This window comes from Streptomyces flavofungini (assembly GCF_041028215.1).
Taxonomy (GTDB): domain Bacteria; phylum Actinomycetota; class Actinomycetes; order Streptomycetales; family Streptomycetaceae; genus Streptomyces; species Streptomyces flavofungini_B.
Map to the genome: position 1 here is coordinate 1 of NZ_JASKYR010000028.1, position 14,334 is coordinate 14,334.

12 protein-coding genes and 3 pseudogenes are annotated in these 14,334 nt (G+C 69.8%); 11 read left to right on the forward strand and 4 right to left on the reverse strand.

Going from position 1 to position 14,334, the window contains the following annotated elements:
* Positions 1-59: 59 nt before the first annotated feature.
* Positions 60-236, reverse strand: a pseudogene (locus AB8Z36_RS03940) (transposase); the annotation flags it as partial.
* Between the two features lie 45 nt (positions 237-281).
* Between AB8Z36_RS03940 and AB8Z36_RS03945 the strand changes: the two are divergent.
* The 9 genes and pseudogenes from AB8Z36_RS03945 (at position 282) to AB8Z36_RS03985 (ending at position 10,412) form a co-directional block, all read left to right on the forward strand.
* A pseudogene (locus AB8Z36_RS03945) lies at positions 282-1,191 on the forward strand (IS5 family transposase).
* 40 nt (positions 1,192-1,231) lie between these two features.
* Positions 1,232-2,066, forward strand: a protein-coding gene (locus AB8Z36_RS03950) for an IS5 family transposase (RefSeq protein ID WP_369211755.1) whose coding sequence is annotated in 2 segments (ribosomal slippage) — positions 1,232-1,573 and positions 1,575-2,066 — 834 coding nt in all. Because the reading frame shifts where the segments join, the coding sequence is not laid out codon by codon here.
* Positions 2,067-2,385: 319 nt separating this feature from the next.
* Complete coding sequence (locus tag AB8Z36_RS03955) at positions 2,386-3,357, forward strand: hypothetical protein (RefSeq protein ID WP_369211744.1); 972 nt, start codon at positions 2,386-2,388, stop codon at positions 3,355-3,357.
* 383 nt (positions 3,358-3,740) lie between these two features.
* On the forward strand, positions 3,741-3,998 hold the full coding sequence (locus AB8Z36_RS03960; protein WP_369211745.1) for a hypothetical protein: 258 nt from the start codon (positions 3,741-3,743) through the stop codon (positions 3,996-3,998).
* A 97-nt stretch (positions 3,999-4,095) separates the two neighbouring features.
* The gene (locus AB8Z36_RS03965; protein WP_369211746.1) at positions 4,096-4,629 is read left to right on the forward strand and encodes a hypothetical protein; all 534 of its coding nucleotides are present in this window, start codon (positions 4,096-4,098) and stop codon (positions 4,627-4,629) included.
* Between the two features lie 123 nt (positions 4,630-4,752).
* Positions 4,753-5,889 (forward strand): tyrosine-type recombinase/integrase, encoded by a 1,137-nt coding sequence (locus tag AB8Z36_RS03970; protein WP_369211747.1) that lies wholly within the window; start codon positions 4,753-4,755, stop codon positions 5,887-5,889.
* A complete protein-coding gene (locus AB8Z36_RS03975) occupies positions 5,886-8,339 on the forward strand; it encodes a tyrosine-type recombinase/integrase (protein WP_369211748.1) in 2,454 nt (817 codons plus the stop codon). Before AB8Z36_RS03970 ends, AB8Z36_RS03975 begins: the two co-directional genes overlap by 4 nt.
* Positions 8,336-8,890, forward strand: a complete 555-nt coding sequence (locus tag AB8Z36_RS03980) for a hypothetical protein (RefSeq protein WP_369211749.1) — start codon at positions 8,336-8,338, stop codon at positions 8,888-8,890. Before AB8Z36_RS03975 ends, AB8Z36_RS03980 begins: the two co-directional genes overlap by 4 nt.
* A 217-nt stretch (positions 8,891-9,107) precedes the next feature.
* A complete protein-coding gene (locus AB8Z36_RS03985) occupies positions 9,108-10,412 on the forward strand; it encodes a phage tail sheath family protein (RefSeq protein ID WP_369211750.1) in 1,305 nt (434 codons plus the stop codon).
* 231 nt (positions 10,413-10,643) lie between these two features.
* Here the strand turns inward: AB8Z36_RS03985 and AB8Z36_RS03990 are convergent, their stop codons facing one another.
* Positions 10,644-10,943, reverse strand: a complete 300-nt coding sequence (locus tag AB8Z36_RS03990) for a hypothetical protein (protein WP_369211751.1) — start codon at positions 10,941-10,943, stop codon at positions 10,644-10,646.
* A gap of 125 nt (positions 10,944-11,068) precedes the next feature.
* Between AB8Z36_RS03990 and AB8Z36_RS03995 the strand changes: the two are divergent.
* Positions 11,069-11,334 (forward strand): annotated as a pseudogene (locus AB8Z36_RS03995) (hypothetical protein).
* A gap of 142 nt (positions 11,335-11,476) precedes the next feature.
* Entirely contained in the window at positions 11,477-12,682 is a 1,206-nt protein-coding gene (locus AB8Z36_RS04000) for a hypothetical protein (RefSeq protein WP_369211752.1), read from the forward strand.
* A 153-nt stretch (positions 12,683-12,835) separates the two neighbouring features.
* Here the strand turns inward: AB8Z36_RS04000 and AB8Z36_RS04005 are convergent, their stop codons facing one another.
* Complete coding sequence (locus tag AB8Z36_RS04005; RefSeq protein ID WP_369211753.1) at positions 12,836-13,201, reverse strand: hypothetical protein; 366 nt, start codon at positions 13,199-13,201, stop codon at positions 12,836-12,838.
* 117 nt (positions 13,202-13,318) lie between these two features.
* Positions 13,319-14,323 (reverse strand): helicase associated domain-containing protein, encoded by a 1,005-nt coding sequence (locus tag AB8Z36_RS04010; protein ID WP_440581850.1) that lies wholly within the window; start codon positions 14,321-14,323, stop codon positions 13,319-13,321.
* Positions 14,324-14,334 lie beyond the last annotated feature (11 nt).

Sequence of the window (14,334 nt, forward strand, 5' to 3'; positions counted from 1 at the left end):
ACCTAGGACCTGTCTGATAATTGATCTTGTGGGGGGGGGGGGGGGGGGGGGGGGGGGGGCTCGGGCAGGTCCCGCCAGGCAGCCCCGGTGGACAGCTTCCACAGGATCCCGTTGACCACCTGCCGGCGATCCCGCACCGGACGACCCATCCGCGGTGGAGCCAGAAACGGCTCGATCACCGCCCACGACTCATCAGTCAGCTCATGACGACGCACCACGAACAGACCAACGACCACAGCACTTTGCGGACACGACCTAGGACCTGTCTGATAATTGATCTTGTGGTGGGTCGTGGTGAGCTGACGGATGCGGCGTGGGAACGGATAAAGCCGCTGCTGCCGGGTGTTGACGGTCGTGGGCGGCCGTGGCGCGATCACCGGCAGGTGATCAACGGGGTGTTGTGGCGGGGACGGACCGGTGCCCCGTGGCGTGACCTGCCGGAACGCTACGGGCCGTGGCAGACGACCTATGAACGGTTCGCCCGCTGGGAAGCGGACGGCACCTGGACCCGTCTGCTCGAACAGGTCCAGGTCCGCGACGACTCCGTCGGAGCCGTGGAGTGGACGGTGTCGGTGGACTCCACGATCAACCGGGCCCATCAGCACGCCGCCGGCGCCCGCAAAAAGGGGCGACGGCGGGGGACGAACTGGAAGATCCGGCACGCACGCCGGCTGGCCAGGCGCTGGGCCGGTCCCGCGGCGGGCTGACCACGAAAGTCCATCTCGCCTGCGACGGCCGGGGCCTGCCCCTGGCCGTCGTCGTCACGCCCGGCAACGTCAACGACTCCACCGTCTTCGACACGGTCATGGACGAGCTGCGGGTGCCCCGGACCGGTGCCGGACGGCCCCGCCGCAGGCCCGCCGCGGTCATCGCGGACAAGGCCTACTCGTCCCGGGCGATCCGCCAGGTCCTGCGCAGGCGAGGCATCCAGGCCGTGATCCCAGAACGGGCCGGCAGAAGGCCAACCGCCTGCGGCGAGGGAAGGCCGGCGGCAGACCGCCGGCCTTCGACCGCGAGCTCTACAAGGCACGCAACGTGGTCGAACGCTGCTTCAACCGTCTCAAGCAGTTCCGCGCGACCGCCACCCGATTCGACAAACTCGCCACCCGCTACAAGGCCGGAGTCCACCTCGCCGCACTCATCCTCTGGCTCCGCGAACCCGTCCAAGATCCTTTGTCAGGCAGGACCTAGGTCGTGTCCGCAAAGTGCTGTGGTCGTTGGTCTGTTCGTGGTGCGTCGTCATGAGCTGACTGATGAGTCGTGGGCGGTGATCGAGCCGTTTCTGGCTCCACCGCGGATGGGTCGTCCGGTGCGGGATCGCCGGCAGGTGGTCAACGGGATCCTGTGGAAGCTGTCCACCGGGGCTGCCTGGCGGGACCTGCCCGAGCGGTATGGCCCGTGGAAGACGGTCTATGCACGTTTCCGCCGCTGGTCTGCCGACGGCACCTGGGACCGCCTCCTGGCCCACGTCCAGCAGCACTCGGACGCGGTCGGTGGGGTCGACTGGACCGTTGTCTGCGTGGACTCAACGACAGTGCGGGCCCATCAGCACGCCGCGGGAGCCCGAAAAAAGGGGGCGGGACTGGCCGGGCGAGGCACTCGGCCGGTCCCGCGGCGGGCTGACCACAAAGATCCACCTCGCCTGCGACGGTGAAGGCCGCCCCCTGGCCTTCACCGTCACCGCCGGCAACGTCAACGACTGCACCCAGTTCGAGCAGGTCATGGCCCGCATCCGCATTCAGCGGTGCGGACCCGGCAGACCCAGAACCAGGCCCGAGCGGGTCGCGGCGGACAAGGGCTACTCGTCCACGAAGATCCGCACCTACCTGCGACGTCGCGGCATCAAGGCGGCGATTCCCGAGCGCATCGACCAGATCAACGGCCGCMTCCGCAGGGGCGAGAGCCTCTGCCGACTCGACCGGGCGGCCTACCGGCGACGCAACGTCGTCGAGCGCTGCTTCAACAAGCTCAAGCACAACAAAGCCCTGGCCACCCGCTACGACAAACGCGCCCGCCACTACCAGGCCCTGGTCACCCTGGCCTGCCTCAAACTCTGGCTGCCCTGACTTTGCGGACACGACCTAGGGGACAAGCGTCCTCCGGGCCTGCGCTCGCTGGCAGCGCCTCGGATCGGCTACCCGTGATCCTCGCTCGTTCGAGGGAATCAGCGGCACATGGCTTCGGCCGCTGCCGTCGGCCCGGTTAGCATCCTGCCCGGCTAGTGCGTACTGCCGATCACCGCCCGCCCCTGGAGCCACGCCACCGGGGTGCGGAGGTCAAGGTCCTCAGGGGCCCGCTCCCAACCGTTCTGCGATCCGTCGTGCTCTACGGCAGTCGTACGAGTCGGCCCCGGGGGCGTGGCCCGGTCCGGCCAAGGAGTACGTCATGCCGAAGAACCAGTCCACCGCCGCGCAGACCGCTCGTCGGGCGAGCCGCACCGGGGAGAAGTACACCCAGGCGCTGCGCCGTGCGCAGACCAGCGCAGCGATGCCACGCCCGCCGCACGTCCTGCGGTTCCTGGCGGAGCGCTCGGGCAACCTCTACCGCCTGGTCGGCGGCATCACGGCCGCCTGGGCACACAGCGGGCAGCGGGTCCTGCTCCTCGAGGAGACCGAGAACTACTGGCGTATGGCCATGCGCGGCGCGTTCGAGCGCGGGTCCCGTCGTCGCAAGAAGGCGACCGAGCCGGCTGCTCCGCCGGAGCCGGTCACCAGCACGCTGTGGGCCGCGCCGGACGGTCCCGGCCTCTTGGCCCACCACACCTGCATGTGGGAAGTACGCCACCCCTCAGGAGAGAGCGACCGCGGCCTTCCCCGCACGGACCGCAGCCCCCTCGCCTTGGCGCTGGCCGGCGCCCGCGACGCCTACGACGTGATCGTCCTGCTGCCGAAGACCGGATGGAGCTACCCCGACCGGGAGAACGCCACCGCGCACGTGGTCCTCGGGGAGATCGACGTCTTCCCCCACACCGACTGCAGGACCGCACTCCCGGGGCCCGCCCAAGAGGAGAAGGGCGTGCCCCTGAGTCCCGAGCAGAGCGCCGCAGTGCTGCGCGAACGCTGCCTCGGCTTCTTCTTCGGCTTCCCCCACCTGCCCATCCACCTGGACGGAGTGATCTGGCAGGTCAACGGCGAACTGCCCGTCGACAAGGACTACCTGGCAGGCGTCGACCGGGACATGGACCGGGCCGGGCTGCACCCCTTGGGCTGGACATCCGCTCCTCTGTGGCCCGACCAGCACAGGAAACTGCCCCTGGAGGAGATGAAGGGCCCGGCCTTCGGCTGGCGGTCCCGGACGGTCGCGGAGCGCCTGCGCACGGCGCTCGATGCCCGGCCCGCGACCCTCGGCACCAACTGACCTCCAGCTGCGGGGCCCGGACCGCCACCGGGCCCCGCAGGCCGGAACGGACATCGAAGTTCCCGCGCCACCGGTGCGGGACGGACCGCCGTCCGGGCCGGGGACAGGTCGGTGTGCGGTCTGTGCGCGCCGACGACGTCGCCCGCCAGGAGGCTGACGCCGAAACCGCCCGCCTTGAGGCCGCCGCGCTGCCGAAGCCTGGGGGCGGACCCGAGCCGGACTGGGGCCGCGGCGGCTGGTTCCGCCGGCGGACCTGAACCGGCGCACCACGGGCCCCGAGGGACCACCGTTTCCCGGGGCCCGGCCTGCGACCCGCGCCCGCGGGCTGCGCCTCGGATCGGAGCGGGGGAAACGATGCCGTGAATTTGCTGTGCACCAGAACCATGAAGACCCAGGAAGCGTTCTGCGTGCGATATGGCAGCGCAGACACCCGAGTTACCCGCCTCGACCAGACCAGCGCGGAAGACACCTGCCTCCGCTGCGACAAGCCCTTCCACGCCACCCCCTGCCGGGGGTGCGGCGGATTCCGCATCGACGGCTCCTTCGGCGTCCCCGGCACGCGCTACGAGCGGCTCCCGGAGACCGTGAAGTGCTGGGACTACGGTCACCGCAACCCGCTGCGCGACCCCGGCCCGGAGTAGGACGTCGCTGGGCACGCCCTCGTACGGAGACACTGCCCGGCACCCGGCACCCGGCACCCGGCACGCCACGGCGGCGGTGATGGGTACAAGTACCGGTATGGCGTCGGAACGGATCCGGTGGCCGGCCGTGGTGGACCGGGCCCGGGAGATCGTGGAGAGCTACGAGGGCGGCGTCACTCTGCGCCAGGTGATGTACCGCCTGGTCTCCGAGGGCGCACTGCCGCACACCGCTCCGATGTACCGGCGGCTGTCCGCGCAGCTCGCTCGCGCCCGCCGCGAGGGACGGTTCCCCGGCCTGATCGATACGGTCCGGGAGATCCACGTCCCGCCCGCCTGGCCGGGCGCCGACTCGTTCGTGGCGGGGATGCCCGGCTGGTTCCGGCTGGACCGCACCGAGGGCCAGGAGCACGCGCTGTACGTCGCGGCGGAGAAGGACGCCCTGCGCCAGCAGCTGACCGGCTGGCTCGCTGCGGCGGGCATTCCGGTCTTGGTGGTCCGCGGCTTCGGCTCGCAGTCGTACGCCGACGTCGTCCACGACCGCGTCACCGCCGACCCGCGCGACGCCGTGCTCCTGGTCGTCGTTCTCCCGGGCGTCCACGAGTGTGGTGTGACGATGCACTGCATCGGGTGACCTGGGGTTTTCTTCCGCATCTCTGGGGCTGTCGTGATCGTTGCGGCATGTTGCAGATGAGATCGGAGGAGACCCTTGAGGGCCTTTCCTGTAAGGCTGCCGTCCGGCGTCCGGTACTGGACGGTGGTCGACGACAACTACGCGGTGATGCCGGACGCGGACGCCTTCCTACGGCACGTTCGGTTCGGCCGGGACCAGGAAGAACTGACGACCCGGACCTACGCCGGGCACGTCGCGCTGTATCTGCGCTGGTGTGCGCGGACCGGCCGGGAATGGCGGGTGGCGGCGGAGGAGTTCGGGCTGTTCCTGGTCTGGCTGAAGTTCGGCACGAAGGAGGTGACCGGCGTCGACCGGCCTACCGGGCCGGGGCTGGTGCTGGCGGGGCCGGACGCGGAGCCTGCCCGGCAGCCGGCCCGGATCCAGAACGTGGTGACCGGGGTGCGCCAGTTCCTGCTCCACGGCATCACCACGAAGACGGTGCCGTCGGCCGTGATGGCCCAGCTCTACGAAGTGGCAGAGGATTGGGAGTTGCCGATCGAGGCGCGCGGGGAGGGGACGACCGGGTATCGGATGCGGCCCCGCCACCGGGTGACGGTCCCGCGTAAGAAGGGTGAGCGGGCCACCGACCGGGAGATCGTGGCGCTGTTCCTGGCTGCCCGCAGTGCACGGGATCGGTTCATCGTGCTGCTGCTGGGCCGGGCCGGGTTGCGTCCGGGAGGCGCGGCCGGCCTGCGGCGCGAGGACATGCACTTCATGCCGGACTCGTCGGCGTTGGGCTGCCAGAAGCAGGGCTCTCATCTGCACACTCTGCGGAGGGACAACCCCAATGGCGCTTGGGCGAAGCGGCAGACCATGGCGGCACCGGGGCGGTGGAAGCCGGTGGACCACCTGGTGGTGCACGCCTATGACCAGTACGTGCTGGAGCGGATGGCGTTGCCGCACGGCCCGGCGAGCGACTTCGTGCTGGTGAACCTGTTCGCCGCTCCGCTCGGCGCCCCGATGACGGCCGACGCGATCACCGAGTTGCTGGGCCGGCTGTCGAAGCGGGCCGGGCTGGACCGGAGCGTCACGCCGCGGATGCTGCGGCGCGCGGCGGGCAGCAACCTCGGCGACGCCGGGGCTGGCCTGGACGAGATCTCCGTCCTGCTCGACCACGCCCGCCTGGCCAGCAGCGAGCCGTACCTGACACCGGCGCCGGACCGGCTGCGGTCCGCGGTCGAGGCCGTACCGTCCCCGCGAGAGCTGGGGGGCCTGCGGTGACCGAGGCTCTTGCCTGGCCGGCGACGCCGCCGTCCGCCGACGCCCCGGACGAGGAGCTCGCCGCGTTCATGTGGTCGTTGATCCCCGGCGACTACCTGACCGGCGTCGGCTGGGATCCGGTACGGCGGGTGCTGACCCCGCCGGTCGGCCACCCGACCATGGGATCACGGTCCTGCCCGGTGCCGGGCTGCACGTCGCCAGTGAAGGGGCTGAAACTGTGCGCGACGTGCCAGCACCTGCACCGTGACTCCGGGCTGCCCTACGAGGAGTTCGTCCTGGTCCCGCGCACAGCCCGGGCCCGCGGTGCGTACCCATGCTCGGTGACCGGGTGCGGGCGGCCCCGGATCAACAACGGCAAGCAGCGGATCTGCCGGGCCCACTGGTACCGGCTCCAGGTCTGCGGCGGCACGCTGGAGGAGTTCCTGGCCGACCTAGCTGTCGAGCCGCTGTCCGGTCTGGGCGACTGCGGAGTACTGGCCTGCACCCGGGAGGCGGCCAGCCCGGTGGGTCTGCGGTTGTGCGAGACGCACCACCGGCGGATGGTCCGCCTGCGCCGGCACGGGGTGGTCGTGGACGAGCAGGAATGGCTGCGGACCAACGACGCCGCCTCGCAGGGCACGGAGGTGAGCTTCCGCGGCCTGCCCGACCTGGTCGCCGCCCAGCTGCTGTTTGGGATCTACCAGCGCAGCATGAAGCACGCGAAGACCGAGGCGGGCTCGGTGCGCGCGTTGATCGACCGGACCGTCCGCCCCAGCGGCGCGAGCCGACTGGAGGACGTCCCGCGCCCCAAGGCCAACGAGACGGCCGTGGTACTGCTGAACCGCACCCGCGCCTTCGTCGCCCGGGTGCTGAAGACCCCGGAGACCGAGTACGCGAAGGACACCTGGGACCTGGCGCCGTTCGGCCACCGCGGCTCGCTGGTCTTCACCGAGCTGTCCCAGCCCTGGCTGCTGGAGGCCGCGAAGCGGTGGGCCCGCGACTACCTCACCCGCGTCCGCTCCCGCAGCACCAGCTCGCACGCCCAGCAGTACCTGCACGGCCTGGCCAAGCTCTCGCAGAGCCTGCGCGCGCGGCCGGACCGCGGCCTCGACCTGGCCGCGCTGTCGCGCGCGGACATCGAGAACTACCTGAACCGGATGTCGTTCCTCCAGGCCAACGGGCACTTCACGCTGAACACCCGCCGCCACTACATCCAGAAGGCCCGCAACGCGCTGAGGGAGGCCCGCGCGATGGGCCTGACCCGCCCCGGCGCTCCGATGGCCGGCCTGCCGGACGACTTCGTCATCACCCGCCACGACGTGCCCAAGGCCGCCGAGCCCTCCCAGGAGGGGCAGGACCTGCCCCCGGAGATCCTGCGCCAGCTGTGCTCCCACCTCGACCTGTTCGAGTCGATGTGCTGCCGTGAACTGCGCGTCGCTGTCGAGATCCTCATCGACACCGGCCGGCGCCCCGACGAGATCTGCTGCCTGGACCTCGACTGCCTGACCCGCGACGGCCAGGGCAAGCCCGTCCTGCTCTACAGCAACTGGAAGGAAGAGCGGATCGGGCGCGAGCTGCCCGTCCACGAGACGACCGCCGCGCTGATCCGCACCCAGCAGGACAGGGTCCGCTCCCGCTTCCCCGGCCGGCCCGCGTCGAAGCTGGTGCTGCTGCCGTCCGGGCAACTGAACCTGCACGGCACCAAGTCCTACGACTCCAACTACCTCAGCGCCCCGCACCGGGAGTGGGTCGAGGCGATGCCTGAGCTCCACCTCGACGACGGCACCGTCTTCGACAAGGAGAAGGTTTTCCCCTACGCCTACCGGCACTCCTACGCCCAGCGCCACGCGGACAACGGCGTCCCGCTCGATGTCCTGGCCGAACTCCTCGATCACGACTCGTACGAGTCCACCCGCAACTACTACCGGGTCAAGCAGGTCCGGCTCCGCGAAGCTGTCGACAAGGTCACCCAGATGCAGTTCAACCGCCACGGCGAGCGCGTCTGGGGCGCGGTGACCAGTTTCCTGGACACCGAACGCACCCGCCGCGCGATCGGCTCGGTCGTCGTCCCCTTCGGGACCTGCTCCGAACCGACCAACGTCGCCGCCGGCGGTGGAGCGTGCCCGCTGCGATTCCGCTGCGTGGGCTGCGACCACTTCTCCACCGACGTCTCCTACCTCCCCGAACTCCGCTCCTACCTCGACGACCTGCTCCGCACCCGGGAGAAGCTGCTCGCGATGCCCGAGGCCGACGCCTGGGCCCGCGCCGAGGCCGCCCCGTCCGACGAGGAGATCCGCCGGGTGCGTCGGCTGATTCAACGCGTCACCGAGGACGTCGACCAGCTCACCGACGACGAACGCGACCAGATCCAGCAGGCCGCCGCCATCGTCCGCAAGACCCGCCAGGGCTTCCTCGGCATGCCTCGCATCCGCCAGCCCCTGCCCGACCTGAGACCGGAGCGACCCGCATGACCGCACCCGAGCCAAGCGTCCAGGCCATGGCCGAAGGCCGCCGCGCCGACACCGGCCGGCGCCGCCAGCGCGTCCAGGCCGCCCTGGCCGCCGCGACCAAGGAGGGCACCGAGATCAGCGTTACCGCGATCGCCCGCCGGGCCAGCGTCGACCGCACCTTCCTCTACCGCCATCGCGACCTCCTCGGCCAGGTCCACGCCCAGGCCGCCGTGCCGCCAGCCGTCCCGGGCGGTCGTGGACCCATGGTCAGCCGGGCCTCTCTGCAGGCCGACCTCCTGGCGGCGGACGCCCGATCCGCCCGCCTCGCTGCCCAGGTCCGCAGCCTCGAAGCCCGCCTCGGTGAGGTGTTGGGCGAGCAGGTCTGGCGCGAGGTCGGCATCGGCGGCCCGGACGACACCGAGCAGATCAAGGCCAAGATCACCACTCTCGAACAGCAGGTGGTCGACCTAGAACTCAAGCTCCAGGACCAGGGCGACGAGCTGAACGCCGCCCGCTCGACCGTCCGCGAACTCATGGCCCAGCTCAATCGCGCCCCGGCCCACCGGCATTGAAAAGCGCAGGTGCTGTGCTCGACGTGCACCTGCTGCTCGATCAGCTGTCCAAGCCGTCCCCGAGCTCTTCCTTCCCCAGCCACCGGATGTCTTTGGAAGCCTTCACCCAAAGATGTGGTTTGCCCCCTTAAAGGAGTGCGAGGCGGCGTACTGCGCTGGGGTGGGTACGGCTTCGCCGCTTGCACAAGCAGCGGCCCTCTCACCGCAAGGAGCATCAATGCCCAGCCAGAACCCGCCGGGAGTGTTCGTGAACGAACGCTCCAGTGGAGTACGCGTGATCATGGGGGCGAGCACGTCGGTCCCGGCGTTCCTCGGCTACACGAAGGCATCCGTCAACGATGCCCGGGACGCGGTCCCCAAGCCGTTCACCGAAGCTGAGCGTGCCGTCCCGCAGAAGATCGGCAGCTGGCAGGAGTTCGCCGCCCGCTACAGCACCGCGGGAATCGCCAAGGACCTCGCAGACGCGACCGACACGGCCACCACGCACACGCTGCAGCGGTGCCTTCCCCTGGCCGAAGCGGTCCACGGGTTCTTCGCCAACGGCGGGAGCACCTGCTACGTGGTGGGCTTCACCAGCCCGCAGAACGCCGTCTCGCCCCAGGACCTCAAGGGGGACACGGACACCCGCACCGGCCTCGCTGGTCTGGAGAGCGTTCCCGAGGTGACCATGGTCGCCGTGCCCAGCCTCTGGGACATGACCACGGACGCCTCCGCCAAGAAGGAGGTGCCCGCGCCCGACTACGCAGCTGGCGCCAGCAGGATGGCCGAAGTCGTAAAGCACTGCACCGAGCAGCGCAACCGGCTGGCGATCCTCGACCCGCCGCCCGCCCTGAGCCCGGCACAGGCGGGCGCCTTCGCCGACACGCTCGCCTCACCCGACTCCGACGAAGCGGCCTTCACCACCCTGTACTACCCGTGGATCACGGTCCCGGGCGTCGACGCCGTCGAGCGCACTGTGCCGCCGTGCGGCCACGTGGCGGGAGTCTGGGCCCGCACCGACGCCGAACGCGGCCTCCACAAGGCCCCTGCCAACCAGGCCCTCCGCGGCGCGCTGAAGATCGACACCGCCCTGACGGACGACCAACACGGTGAGCTGAACGCGAAGGGCGTCAACTGCCTGCGGGTCTTCCCGGACAGGGGCCTGCTCGTGTGGGGCGCCCGCACCAGGTCGACCACCCGCGACTGGAAATACCTCAACGTCCGCCGCCTGGTCTCCTACCTCTCCGACTCCGTCCACCAGTCCACGAGCTGGGCGGTTTTCGAGCCCAACGACGACCGGCTGTGGGCGACCCTGCGGCACTCCGTCACCTCGTTCCTCACCGACCAGTGGCGACAGGGCGCCCTCGTGGGACGCACCCCGGACGAGGCGTTCTACGTGATCTGCGACGACACCAACAACACATCCAAGACCAAGGAGGACGGCAAGGTCGTCTGCGACATCGGCGTCGCGCCCGTGCGTCCCGCTGAGTTCGTCCACTTCACCATCACCCAGCTCACCGGCCAGGGCGACAAGACCACCTGACAGCCCACCTGTCTGCCCCGTCTTGGCGGGGCAGACAGTCCTTACCTGCCGAGCTGAGTGATCAACGAGCCAGCCGTTGGGGCCCCTGTACGACGAGGCAGGCGACCCGCGCGGCGTGTCCGTGCACCACACCTGTTGCGCGCATTAAGGTCATTCCGACCGCTTCTGAGCTGTGTGAATGCGAACCGCACGCTCGCGGTGCCCCAGAGAATCGTCGGCGATTTCGACTGCTCAGGTGAGGATGTCGAACGGGACTGGGTGGAGCGCACGGGATGCTGGAGCCGGGGCACCCGCGTCCTGCTCACCCACGAACAGGTCCAGCGGTACGCCCTGCCGGCGACCGAGAGCAAGCGCCATGACCCGAGGTGGCCGGCCCTCGCCCATCGCTACGGCTTCGACATCAACCACCCCTTGCAGTGAGAAATCGAAGCCCTCGAACCCGACGAACTCCAGCGCCTGGTCCTCGCCGCCGTCGCCCCGTACGTCGACCGCGAAGTTCTCGCCCGGCAGGTCGCCCGCGAGAAAACGCAACGCGGTGCCCTTGCCGACTTCCTGGACGGCTGGGACGCGGCGGGCGGGGCAGGCCCGTCGTAGTACTCGCCGGAGGCCCGACGACTACGCCCCGGCTGTCGGTGGTGGCTGGGAGGCTAAGACTCATGGACAGGAAGGAGGAGTTGCGGCGCGGCCGGATCTACGGGGAGGACCACGACCACCCGCGTCCCGGCCCAAGCCTGGCGGACGTACGCCGAACTTGTCGGCGGTCCGCTCGACGGCCTGCTGCTCGACATCACCGGCTGACGAGATCCAGACCGGCGTCGCGCTGATGACCGAGCTCGGACAGTTCGGCGCCTGCGGCCGCGCCCTGTACGACTCGCGGCCCGGTGAGCGGAAGCGCTGGGACTGGTCTGGCGACACACCCTGAGGCTTCGCCAGGCGCTTGTGGCGAGCCGCGCATATGGCCAATGGCCCGACGGCGTGGGTGGCACGGAAAAACAGTGATGCATTCCGTTGCAGCGGAGTAAGTTGATCGGTAATCAATTGCACGTGGGTGAAGCGAGGCGAGCATGCAGGACCCTGCGGCTGTTGGTACGCGTCGATCGCGGACCGCGGAGTTTCTCCGCCAGCTTGACCCCGACGTCCGTACGGCCCTGCACTTCGACGACGCGGCAGTCATCGGTGCAGACCTGCTGATCTCGATGTGCCGAGCTCTCATGGACACCGGCAGCGGCCAGCCCTGGCAGGACCGGGTGGAGTCCACCTTCGAGGAGTTCGATCTTTCCGACGTAGAGACGGGGCTCGACCACATTCTGGAGCGAATCCAGAACAAGGATATGGCGATATCCTGGCTGAACTCTTTCAGGGGTGTGAGTTACCGTGCCTTCGCGCTTCGTCTGCTCGGAGCCGGTGACTTCAGACGACTCGCGGACGCGGTGAAAGAGGACGGCGCGATCGTAGCTCTGGCCGTGCGACGCGGACTCCGCGGACTGATGCCGTTCGCCGTGGCGTGGAGCGACGCTGTCAACAACATGACGGAGAACCAGCGAAAGGCCGTGTCGAAGACCGACATCATCGGCCTTGAGATCGTGCAGATGCTCATCTTGGCGGACGAGGCGTTCGGTAAGAAGGTCATCTCCACACTCCCCATGCAGCTCACCGCCGCCACCGCCGACGACCTCGTCGGCTGGCGGCCCGACGACATGACGGAGATCGTCTCCATCATCCGGCACCGGGTGGCCGATGCCTCGGCGAAGAGGCTTGAGCGTGAAAACTCCCAGCTCATCAGGAAGATCCGAGGGGCCAAGGACGCCCTGACGCACTCCGAGGACGGCATCTCGCAGGCGGCCAACTCGCTGATCGAGCTGATCGACCGGATCATGCGGGAGGCGTTCAGCAAGGAAGAAGTCATGGCCTGGGTCGAAGCCAACCTGCCTGACGAGCCCGGACTGACCTTCGAGAAGGACGACGTCGTCCTGCCGAACAAGCGGGCGGAGGCCCTGTGCTTCGTCTACCGCGGCGGTCCCACGGCACGTGAAGCCCACGAGCACGACATCGGCCAAGGACCGAGCCTTATCCACGACGTTCTGGCCCGCGTGATCGTGGCCACCCGCACCAGCCTCCAGAAGTTCAAGCACGACGACGCTGGCACACAGGAGGAGAGGGACCGGCTGTTCTCTCTGCTCGCCGGCCTGGAGGGGGCACTCTTGCTGGGTCTCTTCATCAGCCAGATCGGCATCAAACGAGACCAGCTCTTCGACAACCTCGAAGAGTAGAGGCTCCCGAGGCCCCCGGCCCTGCAGCGCCGCTCGCCCTGCGAGTACGGCAGACGTCGCTGGAACCGGCACGGCGATGCAACCGGACTCACGTACAGCGACGGACCGCGCGGAGACTTCCGTGCGGCCCGTCGCTGTCTGGCCTACGAAGGCTTATCGGCTGACGCGTACGCGCGGCTCCCAATCGAACTCGAGGTCGGCCAGCAGGACGGCTTCGAACGCCTCGTCCCATCGGCTGCGCAGGAGGAACGGCGCGGTCTCCATCCGCTCCAAGAGGACCAGGGTCTCGGGCTGCCCGATCAGCGCGTACCGGCCGAACTCTGCGGACCTGCTTCCCGGCCCGTACGCGCGCAGCAGCTCCTCCAGACGGGCACGGTGCTCCTCCACGAACGTCCCCAGGCGCTCGATGTACCCCTCGCGTTCCTGGGTGCGCATGATGCGCCAGCTGGTGCGCGGCGCGGTGACGGCGTGGACCAGGACGACGAAGACCTGGCGGCCGAAGCCGCCTCGGACCAACATCCCGGTGAAGCGGACCTGATCGGCCGTCCAGTCGCCCAGCCGCTGCCACGGGCGCAGCCGCCCGGGCAGGTAGCCGGCCGCGAGGCGCGGCGGCCGCGGTGGCGAGGACGCCCACCATCAGGACCACCGCATGCCGATCGCGGACAGCTGCTCCATCCGCTCCGGCGTCAGTGCCGCGGACCTGCTCCGCTGATTGCCGATCCAGGCGCCCAGCTTGTGTTCCCGCTCTTCCTGGCCCTCGCCGACGGCGATTCGTTCGACGTGTTTCCTGGGGACCTGGAGGTGCCCCTCGCGCTCGTAAAACTGCTTGGCGGCCTGGTAGTGCATGGCCCACTTGTCGGCCTGCGTACGGCGCTTAGGCTTCTCGTCCTCGCTGGCGGGCTCGATCCCGAGGATCTGCTCGCACATCCACTGCTGCACGCTCGTGAGCTGGTCCCAGCCGAGTCGCACCGACTGCACCCACCGCCCGAGATCCTCGCCCTGGCACACGACGTCACCCGCCTCGGTGGGCAGCGCCTCACCGGCGTCCAGATGCATCCGGACCAGGTGGAAGCACCGCTGCCACGTCACCGGCCACGACGGGCACCAGGAAGCGTCGATCTCCTCCAGCTGCTCGCGCCGCTCGTCCGACAGCGCCCCGGCCGACGACTGAACCGGCAATCCCTCGGCACGCCGCTGCTCGATCTCCTGCGCCTTGCGGGCGGCGGCCCGCGCGTTCTTCAGGAAGATGCCCACCTTCGCGCCCTGGAAGGTGGCGTCCAGCGGGGCCAGAAGGTGCCCGTGTTCGGCCGCCCACCCGCGCGCGGCCGCGAGGCCCTCCTCCCACGCGACGTCGTAGTGCGACCAGATCATGCCGAGCTTCTCCAGCTGCGCGACGCGGTCCTCGTCCATGCCGCCGCGGGCGTAGAACCGGCGCGCGTCGGCGGTCCACTGCCCCAACGGGAACCCGGCGAGCGAGGCCGGCCACCCCTCGCCTTCCGCCTCCTGCTCGTCGGCGGCGGGCACGCGGAACGTGAACGGCACACGGAGGTCGCCGTGCTCGCGGGCGTATATGACGGCGGCCTCCACGCCGCGCTCGCCGCGTTCGTCAACCTGCGGGTCCTCAACCCGGAGCACGAGCACTGGCGGCGCGG

What these genes read in the sequence shown, in the direction of transcription:
- AB8Z36_RS03955 (WP_369211744.1), top strand. Translation starts at nt 2,386, where the DNA reads ATGCCGAAGAACCAGTCCACCGCCGCGCAGACCGCTCGTCGGGCGAGC.
- AB8Z36_RS03960 (WP_369211745.1), top strand. Translation starts at nt 3,741, where the DNA reads ATGAAGACCCAGGAAGCGTTCTGCGTGCGATATGGCAGCGCAGACACC.
- AB8Z36_RS03965 (WP_369211746.1), top strand. Translation starts at nt 4,096, where the DNA reads ATGGCGTCGGAACGGATCCGGTGGCCGGCCGTGGTGGACCGGGCCCGG.
- AB8Z36_RS03980 (WP_369211749.1), top strand. Translation starts at nt 8,336, where the DNA reads ATGACCGCACCCGAGCCAAGCGTCCAGGCCATGGCCGAAGGCCGCCGC.
- AB8Z36_RS03985 (WP_369211750.1), top strand. Translation starts at nt 9,108, where the DNA reads ATGCCCAGCCAGAACCCGCCGGGAGTGTTCGTGAACGAACGCTCCAGT.
- AB8Z36_RS04000 (WP_369211752.1), top strand. Translation starts at nt 11,477, where the DNA reads ATGCAGGACCCTGCGGCTGTTGGTACGCGTCGATCGCGGACCGCGGAG.
- AB8Z36_RS04005 (WP_369211753.1), bottom strand. Translation starts at nt 13,201, where the DNA reads ATGTTGGTCCGAGGCGGCTTCGGCCGCCAGGTCTTCGTCGTCCTGGTC.